General features: G+C 43.3%; 22 protein-coding genes. 6 read left to right on the forward strand and 16 right to left on the reverse strand.

The features are described 5' to 3' along the window. Positions 1-104: 104 nt before the first annotated feature. The 3 genes from ASG24_RS06980 to ASG24_RS06990 form a co-directional block, all read right to left on the reverse strand. A complete protein-coding gene (locus tag ASG24_RS06980; protein WP_055869495.1) occupies positions 105-452 on the reverse strand; it encodes a FlxA-like family protein in 348 nt (115 codons plus the stop codon). Positions 453-686: 234 nt separating this feature from the next. After that, a complete protein-coding gene (locus ASG24_RS06985) occupies positions 687-1,001 on the reverse strand; it encodes a putative quinol monooxygenase (RefSeq protein ID WP_055869499.1) in 315 nt (104 codons plus the stop codon). Between the two features lie 84 nt (positions 1,002-1,085). Next, positions 1,086-1,925: an oxidoreductase gene (locus ASG24_RS06990; RefSeq protein WP_055869502.1), complete on the reverse strand. Its 840-nt coding sequence runs from the start codon at positions 1,923-1,925 to the stop codon at positions 1,086-1,088. 144 nt (positions 1,926-2,069) lie between these two features. Between ASG24_RS06990 and ASG24_RS06995 the strand changes: the two genes are divergently transcribed. After that, on the forward strand, positions 2,070-2,945 hold the full coding sequence (locus ASG24_RS06995) for a LysR family transcriptional regulator (protein WP_055869505.1): 876 nt from the start codon (positions 2,070-2,072) through the stop codon (positions 2,943-2,945). A 170-nt stretch (positions 2,946-3,115) separates the two neighbouring features. Here the strand turns inward: ASG24_RS06995 and ASG24_RS07000 are convergent, their stop codons facing one another. The 5 genes from ASG24_RS07000 to ASG24_RS07020 form a co-directional block, all read right to left on the reverse strand. After that, on the reverse strand, positions 3,116-3,949 hold the full coding sequence (locus tag ASG24_RS07000; protein ID WP_055869508.1) for an EAL domain-containing protein: 834 nt from the start codon (positions 3,947-3,949) through the stop codon (positions 3,116-3,118). 195 nt (positions 3,950-4,144) lie between these two features. Next, entirely contained in the window at positions 4,145-5,218 is a 1,074-nt protein-coding gene (locus ASG24_RS07005; protein WP_055869510.1) for a bifunctional diguanylate cyclase/phosphodiesterase, read from the reverse strand. Further along, positions 5,196-6,332 carry a PAS domain S-box protein gene (locus ASG24_RS07010; RefSeq protein WP_082488020.1) on the reverse strand — a complete coding sequence of 379 codons (1,137 nt, stop codon included), beginning with the start codon at positions 6,330-6,332 and terminating at the stop codon, positions 5,196-5,198. The genes ASG24_RS07005 and ASG24_RS07010 overlap by 23 nt, the downstream gene beginning before the upstream one ends. Before the next feature lie 68 nt (positions 6,333-6,400). Beyond that, positions 6,401-7,828 (reverse strand): PLP-dependent aminotransferase family protein, encoded by a 1,428-nt coding sequence (locus tag ASG24_RS07015; protein ID WP_055869517.1) that lies wholly within the window; start codon positions 7,826-7,828, stop codon positions 6,401-6,403. A gap of 1,088 nt (positions 7,829-8,916) precedes the next feature. Further along, positions 8,917-9,414 (reverse strand): cupin domain-containing protein, encoded by a 498-nt coding sequence (locus tag ASG24_RS07020; RefSeq protein ID WP_055869520.1) that lies wholly within the window; start codon positions 9,412-9,414, stop codon positions 8,917-8,919. A 468-nt stretch (positions 9,415-9,882) separates the two neighbouring features. On the opposite strand from ASG24_RS07020, the gene ASG24_RS07025 reads away from it, so the two are divergent. Both ASG24_RS07025 and ASG24_RS07030 read left to right on the forward strand, forming a co-directional pair. After that, positions 9,883-10,089 carry a cold-shock protein gene (locus tag ASG24_RS07025; RefSeq protein WP_055869523.1) on the forward strand — a complete coding sequence of 69 codons (207 nt, stop codon included), beginning with the start codon at positions 9,883-9,885 and terminating at the stop codon, positions 10,087-10,089. Positions 10,090-10,455: 366 nt separating this feature from the next. Then, entirely contained in the window at positions 10,456-10,965 is a 510-nt protein-coding gene (locus ASG24_RS07030; protein ID WP_055869528.1) for an OmpA family protein, read from the forward strand. Positions 10,966-11,485: 520 nt separating this feature from the next. On the opposite strand, the gene ASG24_RS07035 is transcribed toward ASG24_RS07030, so the two are convergent. The 5 genes from ASG24_RS07035 to ASG24_RS07050 form a co-directional block, all read right to left on the reverse strand. Continuing rightward, complete coding sequence (locus ASG24_RS07035) at positions 11,486-12,016, reverse strand: cytochrome b (protein WP_055869531.1); 531 nt, start codon at positions 12,014-12,016, stop codon at positions 11,486-11,488. Positions 12,017-12,056: 40 nt separating this feature from the next. Beyond that, entirely contained in the window at positions 12,057-12,467 is a 411-nt protein-coding gene (locus ASG24_RS07040; protein ID WP_055828495.1) for a hypothetical protein, read from the reverse strand. 237 nt (positions 12,468-12,704) lie between these two features. Continuing rightward, positions 12,705-13,319 (reverse strand): MFS transporter, encoded by a 615-nt coding sequence (locus tag ASG24_RS14750; protein WP_255352556.1) that lies wholly within the window; start codon positions 13,317-13,319, stop codon positions 12,705-12,707. Further along, the gene (locus tag ASG24_RS14755; RefSeq protein ID WP_200936987.1) at positions 13,298-13,963 is read right to left on the reverse strand and encodes an MFS transporter; all 666 of its coding nucleotides are present in this window, start codon (positions 13,961-13,963) and stop codon (positions 13,298-13,300) included. The genes ASG24_RS14750 and ASG24_RS14755 overlap by 22 nt, the downstream gene beginning before the upstream one ends. A gap of 60 nt (positions 13,964-14,023) precedes the next feature. Then, the gene (locus tag ASG24_RS07050; RefSeq protein WP_055869534.1) at positions 14,024-16,024 is read right to left on the reverse strand and encodes an MHYT domain-containing protein; all 2,001 of its coding nucleotides are present in this window, start codon (positions 16,022-16,024) and stop codon (positions 14,024-14,026) included. Between the two features lie 163 nt (positions 16,025-16,187). Here ASG24_RS07050 and ASG24_RS07055 point away from each other — a divergent pair, with 163 nt between their 5' ends. Together ASG24_RS07055 and ASG24_RS07060 are read left to right on the forward strand one after the other, a co-directional pair. Beyond that, a complete protein-coding gene (locus tag ASG24_RS07055; RefSeq protein WP_082488021.1) occupies positions 16,188-16,778 on the forward strand; it encodes a biliverdin-producing heme oxygenase in 591 nt (196 codons plus the stop codon). Beyond that, positions 16,775-18,934: an ATP-binding protein gene (locus ASG24_RS07060; protein WP_055869541.1), complete on the forward strand. Its 2,160-nt coding sequence runs from the start codon at positions 16,775-16,777 to the stop codon at positions 18,932-18,934. Before ASG24_RS07055 ends, ASG24_RS07060 begins: the two co-directional genes overlap by 4 nt. Before the next feature lie 50 nt (positions 18,935-18,984). Here the strand turns inward: ASG24_RS07060 and ASG24_RS07065 are convergent, their stop codons facing one another. From ASG24_RS07065 to ASG24_RS07070, 3 genes are all read right to left on the reverse strand, one after another. Further along, complete coding sequence (locus ASG24_RS07065; protein WP_055869544.1) at positions 18,985-19,521, reverse strand: D-alanyl-D-alanine carboxypeptidase family protein; 537 nt, start codon at positions 19,519-19,521, stop codon at positions 18,985-18,987. Positions 19,522-19,527: 6 nt separating this feature from the next. After that, positions 19,528-19,701, reverse strand: coding sequence for a hypothetical protein (locus ASG24_RS14650; protein WP_156376537.1), 174 nt, complete (start codon positions 19,699-19,701; stop codon positions 19,528-19,530). 198 nt (positions 19,702-19,899) lie between these two features. Beyond that, positions 19,900-20,253 carry a hypothetical protein gene (locus ASG24_RS07070; RefSeq protein ID WP_055869547.1) on the reverse strand — a complete coding sequence of 118 codons (354 nt, stop codon included), beginning with the start codon at positions 20,251-20,253 and terminating at the stop codon, positions 19,900-19,902. A gap of 124 nt (positions 20,254-20,377) precedes the next feature. Here ASG24_RS07070 and ASG24_RS07075 point away from each other — a divergent pair, with 124 nt between their 5' ends. Beyond that, positions 20,378-21,283, forward strand: a complete 906-nt coding sequence (locus tag ASG24_RS07075) for a LysR family transcriptional regulator (protein WP_055869550.1) — start codon at positions 20,378-20,380, stop codon at positions 21,281-21,283. Positions 21,284-21,451 lie beyond the last annotated feature (168 nt).

Genomic DNA, 21,451 nt, shown 5'->3' on the forward strand with positions numbered 1-21,451 from the left:
AGCCGCTTAGTGGCGACTAGTCGCAGTGGTCTTAGATTTTAATGGGGAAAGCATCAGCTTTAAGTACCATCAGAACTGGGTGGCAGGCTATTAAGATAGGTTTCCTAAACTGCAACATCCACAATATTGCCTGGCCCAAATTTAAAAACATTAGAGGTGGCCGTATTGTTACCTTCATCAGATTTTGTTTTAGTTTGTGATTCTTGGTTTTTCTTGCCTTCTTGAGCCATAATTTGTTGAATTTGCATTTGAATCAACTTAATCTGGTCTTGGATGAGTTTTGATTGTTTTGAGACTTCTTCAGGCGAGCCCTTCAGTTCAGAAGCCTGCTTTTGTAATTCAGTTATCTTCTTCATTAATGCTGCCACTTTTGCTGCAGCGCTCGCGCCGCCAGATGTGTTTGAAGAGGTTGTCCTGCCTAGGCCCATGGTTCCAGCAATGATACTTGTCATAATTTATCCTGATACAAATGATAGGCCTATTAAAGTCCATGGTTGAAAACAGGGTTTTATCCTATTTCAAACATGTACCACTCTCACTTTATTATCGACATAAACTGCCGCTAATTTACACTGTGAAATCAAGATTTGCCTTCATGTCTTTTAAGAAACGTCTTGAGCCATAGTTAAACATAAGTCATTACTGATATGACGTTGTCCCGTTAGAAATTTTGGGGCTCAGCTTTGTCAACTGCTGGTGATGGGATTAGATAACATATCAAGGTAATGCATTACTAAAGGCGCACGTAACATTTCAGGCAAGATTTTCATTATTTCCTGTATATATGGCATTTTGAAATGTTGATCTAGATCGCTACGATCATGCCAGTTTTCGTACATAATAAATACGGTAGGATCATCCGACGATTGGTGAAGATCATAATTAATACATCCTGCTTCTGATCTACTAAGATCAATCAGAGATTTAAGTTTTGTAGCCAACTCATCTTGGTATTCAGGTTTTGCATATATAAATGCAACCAGACTTAGTTTCTTTTTCATGATTAATCCTTTCATAATGATTAGCAGGGTTTGTGAATTCCCGGTTGAAACTGATCTCCAGCAACCTGGTGCTGGAGATATCGGTTAAACATAGTCAGTAGAAACAGCCAGTTCTTTCCAAGCGTCCAGTTCCTTCTGCACAAATTGATTTTTTTCAATGATCTTGTGAACAGTGTCTGAACCCAGCGGCAATCTCAAAGGAGGATTTTGACTGTCAACTAATTTCAAAATCGCCTTGGATAACTTAGCAGGGTCGCCTGGTTGTGCATGATTAGCTGATGCAGCAAACTCACGCATTGCTCCCACTGTTTCCGCATATTCCGGAAACGACTTCTCGGTGGAAACCAGGGATGTACTATCTAGGAAATCTGTGCGGAAGAAGCCTGGTTCGACTGTTGTAGCCTTGATGCCAAATGGCTCAAGTTCATAGGCCAGCGACTCGGTCAAAGCCTCCACTGCAAACTTGGTAGCGCAATATGCTCCCCATCCAGGATAAGAGGCATAACCACCAATCGATGAAATGTTAATGATGTGACCGCTGCTCTGGTTGCGCATGTATGGCAATACAGCGCGAGTCACGTTGAGCAAACCAAATACATTGGTATTGAATAGATCTTTGACTTCTTGATCTCCAGACTCTTCAACGGCCCCCAGCAACCCATAGCCGGCGTTATTCACAAGAATGTCAATTTGTGAGAATTGGGCAATCGCAGCTTTAGCCGCCTGGATGGAGGCAGCCTCATTTGTAACGTCAAGTTTTAAAGCGAGGAGGTTTGGGTGATTACCCAATGCATCAATGACTGTTTTTGGATTGCGAGCAGTTGCAATGACTTTATCGCCACGTTCCAGTGCATCTTTTGCGATTAAGGCACCAAAACCTCTTGATGCGCCAGTAATAAACCATACTTTTGAATGAGTGCTCATGACAATCTCCTTTAACTAAATGAACCGCGACATGCAGAACATGGAGGTCATCATAATTACTATTCAAAAGTAAAAAAATATTCAATATAATTGTTTTATTATCAACTATAAGTTGTTTATATGCGGATGATCAGACCCTTGACTATGTTTCTGGCGGTAGCAAATGCGATGAGTTTTAGAAAGGCAGCTATTGACCAGGGCGTCTCTCCACAGGCGGTCAGTAAAGCCGTTAAACAGCTCGAGATGCATCTTGGGTTGAAATTACTCCATCGCTCAACCAGGCATCTAAGCCTGACAGAAGACGGTGAGAAGCTATTTCAAAATGCCAATCAGGGAATGCAGCTTTTAACAGACGCAATCGTTGGTCTCGAAGAAAGTAAGCAAGGCATGGATGGGATCATTAGACTTGCTGCACCGCTTGCTTTTGGCAATCGGATCCTGGTGCCTTTAATCGATGAGTTTCAGTCATTAAATACAGATGTTCACTTTGATCTGATGCTTAGCGATGAATTCGTAGACATCGTCACTCTGAGAATCGATGTTGGATTCCGAACTGGGCAGTCACCAGATAAAAATGTCATTTCCAGAAAACTGGGGGACATTGTTTCCGTCATTTGTGCATCACCAAAATATATTGAGAAATATGGAATGCCTCTCGATTTGAATGACATTCAAGGACATCGATGCACCGGTTTTTTACATCCTCAAACTGGTAAGGAATTACCTTGGGAAATCAATGTAAATGGAGAGGTAAATTACATCCATGTGCCCTCTGTAGCGAGATTTAATAATATTGAGGCAGAAATTGAGGCAGTTAAACGTGGTATCGGTATTGGGCAGCTAAGCGAGTACCTGATCAAGAAAGAATTGAGGGAGGGCGAATTGATACAACTCATTCCGGATGGTTGGGTGCCTAGATTAGGGATATACATGTATTACTCAGAGCGCACGAAAATTCCAACACGCGTAAGGCAATTTATTGACTTTTGCATTTCAAAAATGAACAACAATAACCATTAAGATTGCGCTGTAAATGTATCTTCGAGTCGCGATTATTCACTTTTCTCTAGACTCATCCACCTGCACCCTCGCACTTGAACACTTTGAGCCATTGCTAAGTAATCAGAGACCGCCTGTACAACGGCAGTCCTGTTGATCGAGAGACCCCTTAAATATGTGAGTCCTTATACTTAGGTTGGAAGCCTAAGACTTTTATTCCAGTCTTCAAGCCACTTCAATGTATTAACTTCATCCATTGGCTTTGCAAAATAATACCCTTGACCCAATTGGCATCCTAATTCCCGCAGGCCTATGGCTTCTAGGTTGCTCTCAATACCTTCTGCAATCGTGGCAATACCTAAGCTATCTGCCAGTTCGATGGTTGAAATAATAGATTTCCGGGATTTTGAAGAGAATTCCATCGTTGCCACAAGTGATTTATCAATTTTCAGCTCTGAAAAATGCATTTTTTCCAGTTGCGTCAATGAATAATGGCCTGCCACTGAATCATCAATCCCCAATCGAAAACCATTGGTATTTAATTGGGTAAGAATATCTTCTGCATGAGCAGGGTTTTCTAAAGAGGCAGTTTCAGTAAACTCTAAAACGATTCGATGTGGATCTATATGAAACGCATGGCAAGAGCTATCTAGCGTATCGACTAGATGCTTATCTTTAATGCTGCAGTCTGAAATATTAAGAGAAAATGATAATTCCGGATCCAGCTTTTCAATGAATTTGAACCCCGTATCAATCGCTATATGAGTTAGCTGCCCAATTTGGCCTGTTTGCTCGGCTGCTGGAATAAAGGCTTCTGGTAATTTTATTCCATGCTTGGGATGCTGCCATCGCAGAAGCCCTTCGAACCCCACCACTCTCCCAGTAGGTAAGTCAATTTGAGGTTGGTAATATAATGCAAACTGATTATTTTCGATGGCATTGCAAATACTTGCCTTATCGAAGATGAGTTCCTCATTTTGTCTTCTATGACTTAAATCTGCTACGTTCCCATTCTTAATTATCATTGCACGTGTTCCTTCCAGTAAGATTTACCAAAACAGATAACTAAATATTCTTGCAGTGCAAAAGAAAACATCCAGCCCCTAGATAATGAGAGGAATATTAATAATTAAAGTTTTATGTAAATTTTATAATTTAATTAATTAGTTTATTTCAATTTAAATATTGGTTCAGGATTAGTGAATGTTTAAGTGAATTCACTAAGCCAATGCGTGATGAAACTGTTTAACAAATTCCGGGATTTTTGCTGCGGAAAGTGGTTTGCTAAAATAATATCCCTGCATGCCTGTACAACCATTCTCTTGAAGGAATTCAACTTGCTCTTTAGTTTCTACGCCTTCAGCAATAATAGCTAAGCCCATTTTTTGAGCCATACTGATTGTGGCGGATACGATGGCAGCATCGTCTTTATCAATGGTTATATCCTGGATGAAAGACTTGTCAATTTTAAGAATCTCAATTGGTAATCTCTTTAAATAGCTCAAACATGAGTAACCAGTTCCAAAATCATCAATAGATAAGGTAAAACCAAGGCTTTTGATGTCATTCAATAACACTTCATAAAACTGGATGTTTTCCATCAAGCGACTTTCGGTTATCTCCAGTTCAAATTGATGAGGGTCCAGGGACATCTCAGCAATATTCTTTTTAAGCGTCTGCAGGAACAATGGATTCAAGAGTTCAACTACCGATACATTTATTGCTATTTTGAGATTTGTAATGCCTTCGAGACGCCATTTTTGCAATTGCGCGCCTGCCTCAAGAGTCACCCATTCCCCAATTTGTCTGATGAGGCCGATTTCTTCGGCCAACGATATAAAATCATTTGGTGGAATCAGGCCGAGCTTAGGATGTTGCCATCTTATGAGCGCTTCCACGCCTTCAACTTCCATGGTTCTGGTGTTGATTTTTGGTTGATAATTTAAAAAGAATTCATTATTTTGAAGAGCGCGTCTGAGGTCTCTTTCTAACAAAAACCTTTCTTCATTTTTGATGAATGTACCGTGATCGTAAAACTGTAGGGCATTACCTCCCATCATCTTCGCTTTGTACATGGCCAAATCAGCATGCCTGAGAAGTGTGGTCGCATCTGCACCATTTTCGGGATACATTGCAATACCGATGCTGGCATTCAGAATGAGTTCATGTTGACCCACGACGATTGGATGGGAAAGAAAATCAAGAATCTTTGATCCCATTTTGCTCGCATTATCTTGAGTTTTAACGTTCTGTAAAACGATGGCAAACTCATCACCCCCCACTCTGGCGATCACCCCCCACTCTGGCGATAGAGTCACCTTCTCCAATTTGAGCGCTCAGTAAATTACCAACCTCGATCAGCGTTTGATCTCCTACAGAATGTCCTAATGTATCGTTGATCACTTTAAAGCGATTCATATCCATGATCAGAATAGCGTGCACTGCGGAGTCACGTTGAAGAATAAGATGTCGTATATGATCTTCTAACAGGGTGCGATTAGGTAAATTTGTCAGTGAATCATGGGTTGCAAAATGCAAAATTCGAGCTTCATTCCTTCGAATTTCAGTGATGTCAGTATGCACGCCTACCCATTCCCTGATAGTGCCATCGTTATTTTTAACAGCATTCGCCCTTACGGAATAGTTTCTATATTCGCCTTCTTTATTTTTCAACCGGTGTTCCGCATTTAATGACTCGCCACTACTGATTGCTTGATAGGCAGTTGCAAGAAACAGGTCAATATCATCGGGATGCACGTGTTTGGCCCAGCCCAAACCACGATATTCTTCAAATGTTTGACCGGTCAGGTTCTCCCAGTCAGATTGCTTGTCAATAAAATTTCCATGCGCATCACTAATCCACATCACCCCTTCAATCGCTTCAATGGCGGCTTCAAAACGCTCATTACTCAAAAAGAGTGCTTCTTGAGCGGTCTTTCCATCATGAATGTCAATAACGCCACCGATATAGCCAAGGTAATTGCCATCGTTATCTATCCTTGGTGAACCTGTATCTGAAACCCAGCGGTAATCGCCGTCAGCTTGCTTAAGCCTATACTTGCCAAAGAAAACGTGCTCGGCCTCTTTTGCTTTTAAAAAAGTGGAGCCCATTTCCTCACGGTCATCCGGGTGAACCATTTCAAGCCAACCGTACCCTAGTGCATCATTAACGGGCTGGCCCGTGATCTCCATCCATCGCTTGTTAATGAATATTGTTAATCCCGACTTATCAGACATCCAAATGATTGTTGGGCTGTTATTGGCCAAGTCTTCAAATCTTTTGTTTCTTAACTTATCAATTCGAATGATAGCGGGAGCATTCATATCAATACCTTGTAGTGGTTCCATTAACCAACTGATTAAAAAGGGTTTGATTAAAACCGTAGTTAATCTGACAGGCATTAACATTAAAGCTATCTGATCGTAAAAAACAGAATCAGATGGGTATATAAAAAGCGCACCAGAGAATGAGCAAGCTAATGAGATGGAGTGAGGTCGCGGATAATATTACCTAAGGTAGCAAGGGAAACTTCGATACTTGCATCCCAGATATGACCGTAGTTCAGGCGAATATAATCAGTGAATTTTTTTTGCGCGGAGAAGATTGGGCCTGGCGCAATGCTTATCCCGTTTGTAAGTGCTATCCGATGTACTGCTAATGCATTTACACCATCTGGTAGTTTCACCCATAAAAAATACCCTCCTTGCGGTGGAGTTAACCTGGTTCCAGCGGGAAAATACCTTTCTATCGCTTTAATAAAATTGATTTGATTGAGTAATAAAGCGTGCCTTAAATTACGTAGGTGTTTGTCATAACCACCTTTCTGAAGATACTTTGCCAACGCCACTTGCGCTGGCACTGAGGCAGATAGCGTTGTGGTTAATTTAAGTCGTTCGATGGCTTTAGAGAATTGGCCTGTGGCCACCCAGCCAATCCGATATCCTGGTGCCAGACATTTTGAAAAGGAAGAGCAGTGCATCACCAATCCTTCAGTATCAAAAGCTTTTGCCGGTGCCGGCCGCTTGTTTCCAAAATACAGCTCGCCGTATACGTCATCTTCAATCAAGGGCACTTGATACCGGCACAGCAATTCAACCAATGCCTTTTTCTTTTCGTCGGATAGTAAGCTTCCCGTAGGGTTTTGAAAGTTGGGCATCAACCAACAAGCTTTTGGTTTGTGTAGTTGCAAAGCTTTTTCCATTGCTTCTAAATCGATACCATCTCTTGGATGGCTGGGAATTTCGATGGCTTTTAGACCGATTCTCTCAATGGACTGGAGGGCTCCGTAAAATGTGGGCGATTCAATCAGAACCGTGTCGCCAGGCCGGGTAACGGCCATCAAACATAAATTCAATGCTTCAAGCGCACCATTGGTGACAACGATCTCATCCGTTTGAATATGAAGCCCATCAATCATGTATCGAAGTGCAATCTGCCTGCGCAGATTAAGATCACCCGGACTTAGATTGTCGACACTGTGCCAACGATCCATGGTCTTGACAGCCGATGCCATCGCTTGAGCCAACTTATTACATGGAAATAACAAAGGGCTTGGAAATGCTGAACCGAGAGGCACCACATTACGCGCTCTAATGGATTCGAGGACTTCAAATACGAGCTCACTCACATCGACATGTTTACACTCAGGGTTAACAGAAAATGCTGGATCAGGGGCTGATGGGCTGCCAGTCGTGTTGCCTGCAGTCACAAAATAACCGGAACGCTCATGAGCACTAATGAGCCCTCTGGCCTCAAGTAAATAGTAAGCCCGGAAAACTGTTGAGGAACTGACATTTCTACTTTTGCATGTTTGGCGTACTGAAGGTAATTTATCCCCGCGACTAAGCACGCCCTCATGAATTGATTGAGCGATCGAATTTGCTAATTGTTCATATAATTTCATGGGTTAGATTGAATCAAAGCCTGATTGAGGCTTATTTTGTTTCAATACATTACGAAATTTTCCATCACCTGGTTTTAATGAGTTTTAAAGCCGCGCTCTCTTGCATTATGAACTTAACTGTTCGTGGGGAGTGATATTTATTGCAGTGGGAAAAACACCTGTATGTTCTGTTGTGAAACACATTCGTAAACTCACCGCCGGAGAGGCGGAGTGCACTGATCGCTGCCTAAAACCCTGCTAATGGTCATTCGCCTCGAGGCACAACCAGGCAATCAGGAGTTGTCTGATGTAAAAGTGTTTCTGGTGGTAATTGTTGGCCGTTATGTTGGCTTGGTGTGAGCGTTCAGATTGATTCAGGCGGGAGTGTTAGCGTTGATGCTCAGGTTTGATTGTTAGGTTGGCAGGTCACCTTCACCATGAGATAACTCAAGTCCTATGTCCAGGGTCTTTTTATTTTAGTATCTATCGAATTGAAAGGTATTAAGGTTGAAATCATTTGCCTCTATGTGCGCTAACCGCTAGTTTTTAAGAAATAGCGAGATTATCGTGAGCATTATTCGATGCGTCTAGGTTCTAGTCTACAGCAACTAATAAACGGCTCACTAGCCTTTACTACCCTATGGGGGTAGGCAGGTAAGGTAAGTATTCTCTTAGGTTAATAAGGTCAATCACTATGAGCTTCGAAAATAAACCAACTGATACATTAATCAGGATCGCTAAAGCAGGCCTTGGATTTACTTTAAACAAAAATAATATATCTGCCCAGGATCTGCACCGAGTTATTACTGCCGCCACTCAAGGTGGTGCTCACATTACCATTGTTAATATGCAGAAATCTCGGTCAAAAGAATTGCCACTGTCTTTCAGCAACTCACCAACTTGCCACTTTAAGCTCTCACCATAGGCGTGCGCCTTAAACCACGGTCAATTAATCAGGGCTTGGCTGATACGCCAGCTTATCCCGGCGCAATGATTAGCCGGTTGGCTGTGTATAGAAGTTAAGAGGAAGGTGAGTCAATGGCAATGCAACCCGATGATTCACCTTGCAGAGGAGCAAATTGGATAGTGCCCTCTGCTAAGGATCATGGTTACTTCTTCGAGCCCGTCTTTCTAGGGTCATCACTCGGATTTATGTATTCTATATCCCAAGGGCCGGTAGCAATCAACTCAACAATGGTCTCTTTGTCCGTAGTCCACACATAATGAGTGTGACCTGTGGGGAGTACAAAACTAGAACCTGCATTTAATACCTCACCTTTTGATTTATCGAGTTTAGGCCCCATACCATTTCCTAACTGACCACTGAGTACCGTAACGACCTCGGTAAAGGGATGCGTGTGTGGTGGAATTGGATAGTTTGCAGGAAATTTTAACCAGGCTATAAAAACACCTTTTTTCGTTGGGTCTCCAACCACAATAGCGCTTTTAGCTCCCTTCGGCAGAATGGGCTCATCTTTCCATTCAATATTCTCAGGAGTAAAAGACTTCATTGTTGTGGCACTCATACGCTCAATGTTGTCTGCGGCACCTGCAAAGTTGCTTAAACAAAAAAACGTTGTGGCAGCAAGCATGGATATTTTTTTCATATCATCCTCTGACTATTTCAATATAAGTTATTCAATAAATATACAGATCTGTATATATCTGGATTTTATGAGGATGTATCATGAATATATTGAGATAAATCATTAGTGATCCCTAATGATTTGACTGAGGATTAAGGGCATTCTAAAGGCCAAGTATTTCAAAAGTGTTATATTGAGCTTAACCTCATTGCGCCTGTGTGATTGAATGCCGTGCCTTTCTTTTATTGCTATTATCACGGGATTAAAAGTGCTTATTGAATGAGTAGCGACTCATCAAATGAATGAAATGCTTAAATAAACCTTGCTATATTTGGAGCATTAGCCCATAGTGGATGGGCGGTGAATTGCAAGTCCTTTAGTTTTTATCAGTTTAGTTTCTTTCATAAGTTTCTTTTCTTTTTCATTCCTAGTCTTGTTTCTCGCCTAACTTCAGGCAAATGCCTTATTTTTATTTTCAAAGGAATTAACATGGCTATAGGCAATGTAAAATGGTTTAACGACGCTAAAGGTTTTGGTTTTATCACTCCAGATAATGGTGGTGCAGATTTGTTTGCACACTTCTCAGCTATTTCTTCAGATGGCGGCTTTAGAAGCCTCAATGAAGGTCAACGTGTATCATTTGATATCGTGGTTGGCGATAAAGGCGAGCAAGCAGCGAATATCAAGCCGGAATAATCTTCCAGCATATAAGCAGTGATGCATTGCTTAATTAAAAGCCCAGTAACACTGGGCTTTTTTACGTCCATCAATCAAGTGATGATCCGGGCAGTTTTTATCATTACGTGTTCTGGTTGACAGCCGACTTCCTGAAAGTATTTGTAATTGATTATTCTTGGCATTCATCAAACTTTTACCAAGCAGGCAAATTCCTACACAGTTTAGAGAAGTTTTCCGATAAATGTTTATCTGATAAATGGTTAGTCTGATGCTGTTGATACGAAGAAAGCCTCTATCCTAGTGAGCACTACGCTGGTTATTAACAAACTAACGGCTATGTAAAAACATCGCTAGTTCATAAGTTTGCAGAAAACAGGAGAAATCATGAAAGCATACACTTGGAAAATCGTTGCACTTGCATTTGTTTTAACCGCTTGTAAAAGCACCCCAACGGATTTATCGCATACTGCTAATCCAACCTCAAAACAGGAAACTGCTGCAGAGCATGCTGTAGGTGAGAAAGATGATGGCAGGGCATACAAAATATATGGTGCTTATCTTTCAAACCGCCAGGTATATTTTGATTACAACAGCGATACCCTCAATCCCAAATATAAAAACCTGATTGCAGTACATGCCAAGTATCTGCTAAATCATCCACAAAGCAAGATTTCACTACAAGGTCATTCAGATGAAAGAGGTACGCCTGAGTACAACAAAGATCTTGGGATGCGCAGGGCCGTGGCTGTGAAAAATGCATTTGCTGCTCAAGGGGTAAAGAATGCGCAACTGGAGACATTAAGTTACGGTAATGAATTCGCGAGCCGCGATTGCCCTGATGAGCACTGCCACAAAATTGATCGTCGTGTAGATATCAGCTATGGTGTTAAGTAGAATTTCTGTAAATTGATGATCAATTAAGAAATTCTGTTGATACTCAATTATAAAAATGCCTTGCAGAAATGCGAGGCATTTTTTTATGTTTTACTTTTTGGCAAAAATTTATTTTCAGTGAGCTGTTCCAATGATCTTGGGACTGGTTTGCTGATGCCGTTTAAGTGTTGTTTTTCAAAGGGTAATAAAAGGCAAAAAAAGAGACTTTAAACAAGTCTCTTTTTTTATTTTAGGCTGAATATTTCAGTTTACATAGACTCTTATCCTCTCAGATCAGGAGAAGCAGATGGCTCGTTTTTAACTTTAGCCATTACTTTGCGGGCAATGGCTGACAAAGCTAGTAAAAATAATAATTTTTTCATTTTAGATCCTTTAAACAATTGAATATGGGGGCTAAATATTTAAATTTAGAACGTATAGTTATTTAATAACGAACCCATTTTCAAACATATCCGACACACTCTTATTTATGCGTAGGAGACTACTTACCTGGAGAGCCTTGGATATTTCTGTCTGGTGATTAACTCTCTTCTACCAGTCCAAAAATTTGATGGTAGATAGCTGCAGTAATGTGGATAGCAAACAAGGGATAAATCATCACCGAAATTAAATAGTGAAAACCTAAAGCCGTTTCGTGAAGAGGAACTGTTTGCTCAAGCAGGGGAGGTAATGTAAATACATCAAAAAAGTGAAATGTTTCGCCGCTGGTTAGCAACATCAATAGCCCTAAAAGACATTGTGTAATGATGATGATGTAGATTGATCTGTGCAGGGAAATCGCCACCAGCTTTTGCCACGGTTTGATGCTGTACGAATGAATAGGGTTAGGATTCAGATTTCGCCATGTCAATCTGGTGATCATCAAAAAGAGCAACAAAATGCCTAAAGATGAGTGACTGGAGGTGAGCTCCAGTTTTTCAGGGCCGGGAGCTAAATCCGAAAATTGACTAGCGATTACTATGATAGCTAATAGCATCGCCACACTCGTCCAATGCAAAATCCTGGCTATCAGACCATATTGTGTATTCGAGTTTTTAATATCAATGCCCATCCGTTAAGCCCCCGCTTCTAATGCCCTACTGTAGGATAGTTTATTTCAGGGAGTATCTAAGGACTTTAATTGCAGCCATCCCAAACCCAAAAGTAGTTAAAGAGAGTGTTGTGTAGAGGAACAGAATATATGGCAGTGAATGAATTTTTGGGTCTATGGCCAATATTAAAAACGCCGTTGGATTACCTATTGAACCTAGTGCCATAGGCCAAATAACAAACTTGGGCAACCTGATCTTTGATGCGTAAAAACCTAATAACAACATGGTCATCATTAAATAGTCCAGGTGGCCAGAGAGAAGGTTTTCTGTGCTGGTGAATATATTCAGCATGTAAGGAATTTTCATGCCTCTGGTCATGACCAGGCACCATGCAAGCACCAATCCGGTGAGTAATGTAATACAGGCTGTTCTTAATAAAATCACATTACCGGCATGTTTATCTTCATTCATGTTATTTCCCCTTGATATCTTTAGTTATAAAACCCATCACCAAAAGCGGCTGGTTCAAACCTGATAACAGCACGTATATGAAATTATGCATTAAATGTTCAGACAGGTCTGTCTATTTATTCTATAAATTTTTCTTGGGTAAAGCAAGGGAGTTAATCAGAGATTTTTATATGACGATGTGAGCTTTATTTTTGAATATCGAAAATGCACAATGTAGAAATCGTTTAGTTACAGATATTAATTTGACCTAAAGTTATTGTCATCTGCGATCGCATCTTCTTCAAAAAAATCCTTGGTCTCGGGCATGGCCAGCAATAGCAAAGCAAATGCCGCCGTGGCAATTGCCGCAAGCGTGAGGAAGGCTGCGTTATAGCCTGCCTCCTGTAGTACTAGACCCGCCACGCCGGGGCTGAGCGCCGCGCCCAATCCAAATACAGTGGAGAGTGCACCCAGGCTGACATTAAATCTTCCAGTCCCCTGTGTGAGGTCTTTCACAATGATAGGGAACAGTGCACCAAAGATGCCGGCGCCTATGCCATCCAGCAACTGCACCCCCACTAACCAGTACGGGTCGTCAGACAAGATGTAAAGCACGCCACGTAGCGGGAGTATCAGAAAGCCCGCAAGCAATAAAGGCTTGCGACCCCATGTATCCGCCTTGGCACCCACCAGCATCGCCATAGGCACCATCACCAGCTGTGCGGCAACGATACAGGCGGATGTTAATGGCGTCGCCATCTGTAAGTTAATCTGGGCCAGCTTCTGGCTGACAAGCGGCAGCATGGCCGCATTAGAAAGGTGAAACAATGCACAACAAACGGCGAAAGTGATTAGCGATTTGTTAGTGAGCACACTCGCAACCCTGAAGCATGTTCTGTATCTGATGACGGACCGGGAATTGAACCTCTCGCCAGGTTGTGATCGATTGCTTCTGCAGAGATAAAACAGACAGAGATTACACTACCGATCGCCATGGCGCCCATTAAATAAAAGACGACGACTGGACCAAAGAAATATGCGAAGACACCTGCCAGCAGGGCGGCAACGGCATTGCCTGCGTGGTTAAAGGTTTCATTGCGGCCGGTTCTTTTTGTGAATGCACGTGGTCCAGTGATGCCTAGCGAGATAGCAGCGATGGCCGGTGCGAATACCGATGCAGAGAGTGCGCTAATGGCTTGTGTGAGCGCCACCAAACTGAATGCGCTTATGAACGGAAGAATGACGCTGCTGATAGTCACCAGTAAGGCGGCAATGACGATGACTGCACGTTTGCGATGTGTTTTATCAAGCAGGGCGCCAGCGGGTATTTGCGTGACTAGCGCCGTCACACCGGCAAGCGTCATTACAAAGCCAATGCTGGCTGGTTCCCAGTGGTGTACTGCCAGTAAATAGATGGCCAGGTAAGGGCCTAATCCATCGCGGACATCCGCCAGGAAAAAATTTAGGGCATCCAGAGAAAGAGTATTGCGACGGCTTATTGTTTTTTGTGTACTCACGCTAGCTTCCCAAGTGAATGTTAATAAACCAGAAACCGCCTTTTGAGTCCTTTAATTGCTTTAAGCTGCAGCACTTTCTTTTGCGTACAAAGGAAGCCTGATAGTGAATTGGCTACCTGATCCCAAACCTTCACTGTGGCAGCTGACCGTGCCATCGTGAAGCTGAACCAGGGTTTTAACCAATGCCAAGCCTAGCCCTAATCCGCCTTGTGATCGATCGGAGCTACGTTTTGCCTGGGCAAACAAGTCAAAAATCAGTTTCTGGTCTTCGGGGATAATACCAATACCATCATCTGTGATCGTGATAGTGACTTGGTCGTCGGCGGTTTCCAGGCTCAAACTGATATTGCCTTGCGCGGGTGTATATTTCGCAGCGTTATTGAGCAGGTTGGATACCACCTGGACTAAGCGTTTGAAATCGCCTAACACACTGACGGGTCTTGATTCGATCTGAAGGGAAAGCGTTTGCTGTTTTGAGTCGATTAAAGGCTTCACTTGTTCAACTGAATCCGAAATCACAGCCAGCATGTCTTGAGGTGAATTTTCAATGATGACCAGGCCTCTGTTCACTCTGGATACGTCTAGTAAATCATCGACCAGCCCTACCATATGTTTTACCTGGCGTTGAATGATCTCGGTGGAATTCCTGACTCTTGCTTCATCAAAGTTGCTTAAAGACATGATGTGGGCAGCGGCGCTAATTGGTGCCAAAGGATTTCTCAACTCATGCGCCAGCATGGCAAGAAAATCATCCTTGCGCATATCTGCTTCGCGCAGGGTCTTCTCGCTCTGCCTTAACACGATTTCGTTCTCTTTAAGTGCTTCCCTCACATTGTAGCGGTCAGTTACATCACGGGTCGTACCTGCCACACACTTGACCTCGCCTTGCTCATCAAATACCGGCACAAAAATGTAGTCATACATGCGCCGGCCAAAGGCGCCATCAAAAAAGACTTCACCACGCAATGGCTTTTTAGTACTGCGTACAGTATCGATTTCCTTATCATGCATTTCAGCATGCCAGGGTTCATAGCCAAGCTCCAGGAAGGTCTTGCCGACGGTATCTTCATAGGTACGGCCAAACAGTTTCAAGAGCTCTTCATTGGCATAGGCAAAATGATGATGCACCTCGCCAAATTCAAAAATATAAACAAAATCTGGGATGGTATTGAGGATAGTCTCGTAAAGACGTTTGCGCTCTTCTGAGCTCTTCAGCAACTGTTCATTTTGAAGGCCTAGATTATCCGCTAGATGACGCGCTGTTTGCTCACGCTGCAACAAATCCTGGCGCTCATCTGAAGTTGATTGCACCAGCGCCAAAATCTGGGATCGTGATTCAAGCCTGGCATTGAACAATGATGCTGTCATCGCAATCGTGAAGATGCCAAAGGTGGCGATGATGACGATGAGTGCCAAACTATCCTGGCTGAAGCCATCCGTTGCCGCCATACAGATACTTCCCAGCGGAAACTCTGCTGCGGCCATTCCAGTGTAGTGCATCCCCACAATGGCCGAGCCCATCACCACAGCTGCACAAAATCGCGTGAGCATAATATTTTTAGTACCTTGCCGTAATCGGAATGCAATCCACATGGCTGCGCCAGAAGCGGTCACCGCGATTAAGGCTGATGTAACAAACAATAAAGGGTCATAAACAATGCCGGGTTGCATCCGCATGGCCGCCATGCCGGTGTAATGCATGGCAGTAATGCCAGCCCCCATCAAAAGCGCGCTGACAACCAGGCTTTTAACGGGTAGCTCCGGCCGGCTGGCTTGCCACAAGGCCAAAGCAGATACGCCGATTGGAAGTGCCAGTGATAAGACAGTAATGCTGAAGTCATACCCTAGCGCGATAGGCAGGCGAAATGCCAGCATGCCAATGAAATGCATTGACCAAATACCGATACCTATCGCTAATGCACCACCGGCTATCCACCAGCGCGCAGCTTTGGCATCTGATTTTGTGATGGTCCCGGCCAGACTGATGGCGAAGTAAGAAGCGAAAATGGCAACAAGGATAGAGGCGATGACGAGTGGTGTTTGATAATGACTAACCAACATTGATGTGCCTTTTTTGCCAGTGGCTGCTTGTTTAAAGTTTTTATTTCTTGCTAATTTATAGGCGCATCAAGGCACCAAATGTGTAACAATCTTGTTTCAAATTTAATGCAATTTTTTGCTATGTGGTAATAATTATTGCAATAGTAAAGCATCCTATGATTACATGATAGCTATGATAACAACGGCCTCAGATACAGTGCTACCCCTGCTACGGAAAGCCACAGCAGAATTACATGCAAAATTAGATAATAGCCTGCCATTAGCCTCTGCATACCCATCCATTGAAGATTATTCTCAGCACTTGCTTGGTTTCAAAAACTGGCTTTCTGAAATTGCCGCGTTTGTTGATCGCAGCAGTTTTTCATCGAGTGAGTTTAGCGAGATCAATACGGCGTTACTCAAGCTGCTTGAACGTGATTTACAGGCACTGAATGTCAAAGTAACTTCTCCGGCGCCTAGCAACGAAAGTTCTATCAAGCTGAATGCTGCCTACTGTATGGGGATCGAATACGTTGTTAAAGGTTCCGCTTTGGGTTCCGCGATGCTTTATAACAAAGCTGCAAAAATGTTTCCTGCTGCGCCTATTGAATTTATGCAGGATTCAAAAAACAATGGCAAGCACCGCTGGAAAGAATTTATTGAAAAGCTCGAGGCGCATGACTGGACTGAAGACGACTTGGCGAGCGCTCAGCAAGGCTCAGTATGGGCTTTCCAGCGCTATATCAAATTGCATGAGATGTCTCAAGAACAATGACTCAATTAACGCTGGATAATTGCGATCAAGAACCCATCCATACGCCTGGTGCTATCCAGCCGAACGGCGCTTTATTGGGTTTTGCGCTTAGTGGCGACTTGCTTTATTTCAGCGAAAATGCGGCCGGCTTTCTGGGAAGCATTCCGTCAAGTTCGCTAAATAATCTGCATCTTGAAACGTTACCGGGCGCAGCTGAGTATATTCTGCAATATCTGGAAGATGCGAGAAATGGCCAGGCGATACTGATCACCCATGAGCTGAATGCGATAGACCATAGAGTTTATGATCTGGTAATGCATACATATGCCGATATCGTGATTGCCGAGTTTGAAATCAGAAGCCTGGCTGATGACGACACCATTTCTTTTTCGGTGAAAGTGCAGAAGGCACTTAACGTTATCCGCCAGCAAAAATCGATTGCTTCAGTCATGCAGGCAGCAGCAAATGAAGTCAGGCTTCTCACCGGGTTTGACAGGGTCATGTCCTACATTTTCCATCAGGATGATAGTGGACACATTGTCGCGGAATCAAAACGTGATGATCTTGAACCTCTTGTGAATCGCCATTATCCGGCCAGCGATATCCCTCCCCAGGCGAGACGTTTATATATTGAAAATACGCTGCGCCTGATCTCGGATGTGGCCAGCACACCCATACCCATTCTCAGCTTGGGCAATCAGCCGCTGTTAGACATGAGTCACTGCATACTGCGCAGTGTGTCACCTATCCACATTGAGTATTTACAGAATATGGGTGTCGGTGCATCCATGAGTATTTCAATCGTCGTGAATGGCAGGCTGTGGGGGCTGATTGCATGCCATCACATGTCCAAAAAACAGGTGCCTTACTCATTGCGCATGGCTGGCGATGTACTTTGCCAGATACTTGGCAGTACGGTTAACCAGCTGGAAACCAAGGCGGCGGCCGATCAGAGTGTATTAGCTTCGGTTGAGCGCGCACAGCTTTCCCTGAAACTGGTCAATTCAGAAGATTACGTTAAAGACTTGCTCGATAGCGCTGCTTCGTTTAAAAAAATCATTCAGGCCGATGCCGTATTGATCACTTTTAATGGCCGCGTGAATACGTTCGAAGTCAGCCCTGAATTGGCCAATGAGCTGATTCACTGGTTAGATGTTCTACCAGAAGATTACTTTCAGTTTAGCTCTGTCCAGGAAGCACCTCCTTTTTTTACCACTGTAGGTAATGGTCTCACAGGTGCCTTAGGCTTCTCGATCGATAGAAGTAACCAAAGCTGGATCATTTATCTGCGACTGGAAAAAGTCCACACCATCAGCTGGTCTGGTTTCCCTGAAAAAGAGTATAAGGTGGGACCCTTGGGGATCAGGTTAACGCCCCGGGGCTCATTTGATGAGTGGAAAGAAACCGTAAAAGGACAGTGTGAAGCGTGGACACAGACAGAAATATCCGTCGCTAAAGACTTGCAGCTGGATTTGATGAAGGTCACCAACACTAAAAGTGCCGAGAATAACCGTTTACGCACGCAGTTAATGGCGATCCTGGGGCACGATTTGAGGGATCCACTAAACTCTATCAGTATGGCGAATCAATTCCTGGAACGCGAGGAAGGCTCTTCAAAAATGCGGGCCCGCATCAAAAGCTCCACAGGGAGAATGAGCCGCTTGATTACTGATGTGATGGATATGGCAAAACTGCACGGAGGCATGGGGTTAAAAGTCAGCCCGGTTGAAACAGACCTGACCTCTTTGTTGAACGAGATCATTGAAGAAAACCGGGTTGGTTATCCGAGCTCTGAAATTATTTCTGAGCTTTGCGAAATAGTCACGGTAGTCGATCCTGACCGGATTAGCCAGGTGATTGCCAATTTAATCAGCAATGCCCGGCATCATGGTGAGATCGGCACGCCCATCAAGGTCATCCTGCAAAATAACACAGGCGTGATCACACTTGCTATACGAAACAAAGGTGCCGCGATAGATCCGGAATTAACCAGGATATTGTTTGATCCTTTCAAACGCTTATCCAAGCAAAATGATCGTAACAAAACCGGCATGGGCTTGGGACTGTATATTTCGAATGAAATCATGAAGGCTCACAATGGTGAAATTATCTACAGCTATGATGATGAGAGTGGCGAAGTAGTGTTCACCTTGAAATTAGCTGCTCCAGACAACTAAGCGCGGCTACTAAAGCTATATTCAAAGCTGAATAAGGTACCAGCTTTTAACTAACTCAATTCAATAGCATTTGCAGGCTGGTAGCACCAATGCCAAGGCTCGTACTGATAACCTAATGCATTTCCTGCTGGATACGACAAGTAAAAACCAAAGTCATTGGCGCGGCTTTGCAGCCAGTAAAAGGCTGTGGTCTGTTCAAATTCCACTTCTAAAATCGGGCCGCCGTAAGTAGCCACATCAATGGCTCTGCCGGTATGATGCTCGCTGAATCCGGGAGGCGCGTTGATCTCGAGGATTTTATTAATCGGTTGGCCGTTGACTAATTTACCGCGGATGATTTCGATTTGCCGGTCTATGCTTCGGAAAGCAGAAACGATATATATCGAAATACCTTCACCGAGCGCTGCCGCTTTCATCCTCTTCCAGGCATCTGCGGCTTCGGGAGTCAGGTAATGTTCTCTACCGCTGGTTTCAATTTCGGCAAGCACCAGCTGGTCAGTTTCAACAAACTGTTGCATACCTCTGGCAATTAATGCTTCTGTCGAAATACCAAGTTCTGCGATGAGTAAATTTAAACGGTCATCCATGAAGTATTAGCTCAGATTAATAAAAATGGTGGTTTTTGAGATTTCATTCTTTTTAATGATCAGATCTAATGCATATCCATTTTCAATATATCCTTCATTGAAATGCAATATCTTTCCTGAATCAAAAGTCACATCGATGGAAAGGCTTCCCTCGCCATTGGCAAAGTAATTCACAGTCATACTTGTACCATCTTTCGGTGGTGGGATGAGTAATTTGCCTGAAATAATGTTAAAAACGCCAGCATCAAGCAGGCGTTTTTTTAGATAGACTAGAATGAAAATGGAGTGAGCAGGGAGGGTTTACTATTTTGTCACTAAACGCATGCCGCTCCAGCTGGATATTTTTTGCAGTATGTCATTTACCTTGCACCATAGGTATCAAACATAGGTATCCACGTTGGTAGTGACACTAGGCGAAACTGCACCTAAAAAGATTGCCAGTGCGTGATAGATATAAGGCACAGCTGAAATCACGGCCAGTGCTGGTGTCAAATCAAATATAAACGCAACTGTCGGGATGAACACCAGCCAATTTTTGCCGATCATGGCACCCCTGACCAGACATAGCCCCCAGATCCCCACCATACACAATACATACAGTAATGAAGTCATATTGAATGTGTTTAATGACAAGCCGTTTTGGACAAGGCCAGCATCAGCCAGGTAAGTTGGCAAAACCAGCAAAAGATAAGAAACAATAAACAATCTGGTATCAGAAAAAATTTTATACATGGTCAAATCCCCTAGTTAAGCTTTATTTGAATAATTGATCTAAGGCTTATGTTAACCATTTCTGTAAAGAAAATAAGTCCATCAAATCGCATAGCACTGTTTCCTAATGGGATACAATCAATGGATGTATGATTTGAATCTGATGATTATTTTTGCCAATGTGGTGAACGAGCAAAGCTTCTCAGCCGCTTCGCGCAAGATGGGAATGACCAAATCTTCAGTCAGCAAAGCTGTAGCCAAGCTGGAGCATGCATTAGGGGCCAGCCTGCTTAACCGGAGTACCCGGCACCTTAGCCTGACCGAAATTGGTGCCAGTTTTTATGACTATTGCACGCGCATCCATCTGGAAGCTGAAGAAGCGCATCAAATGATTGAAAGCCTGAATGCGCAACCTCGAGGCATGCTTAAAGTGGCAGCCTCTGTGGCGTTTGGCACCTTGCATATAGCCCCCGCGATTGCCGAGTTTATGCATCGATATCCGCAACTGGAAATCGACATGACCATTACGGATCGATCAGTGGACTTGATTGAAGAAGGCTATGATGTGGTGATTACGGTGACCAGAGATTTACCGCTGAGCCTGGTAGCGAGAAGATTAGCGCCAATCCGGCGAAATCTATGTGCAACGCCAGGCTACTTCGAGCGCCACGGAGTGCCGATCGCCCCGCAAGAGCTAGTCAATCACAATTGTCTGGATTACATACACTCGGGAGATAAAGGGCAGTGGCGTTTCAATGGGCCGGAAGGTGCTGTGACAGTAAATGTATCCGGCAGGTTGCGTATCAATGATGATGAGGCTTTATCACAAGTGGTATTGGGAGGCTTTGGCATGGCGTTATTACCAACGTTTATTATTGGTAAAGACCTCCAGGCCAAGCGGCTAAGATCGGTATTGTCAGAATATATTCCGATTGAGCAGCATGTCTACGCATTGCATTTGCCCAAACGAAACTTACCGTTGAAAACGCGAGTTTTTATTGACTATTTGTCTGAGCGATTTGGCGCAGAACCTTATTGGGATAAAGAGTGATTGTCCCGCCTGGACTGGAAGATAACAAAATGCTTAGTTTATTTTCTTTCCCGGTATTGTTCATTCAATCTGTAGCCTTTCTAAATTTCTACCAAACTATTTTTTCCTACGAAATAATTGTAGCTATAAAAGAAACAGTCATGTGCAATTAAACAGGCTAATTTTTTA

Origin of the sequence: Methylophilus sp. Leaf414 (assembly GCF_001425425.1) — a bacterium.
GTDB lineage: Bacteria > Pseudomonadota > Gammaproteobacteria > Burkholderiales > Methylophilaceae > Methylophilus.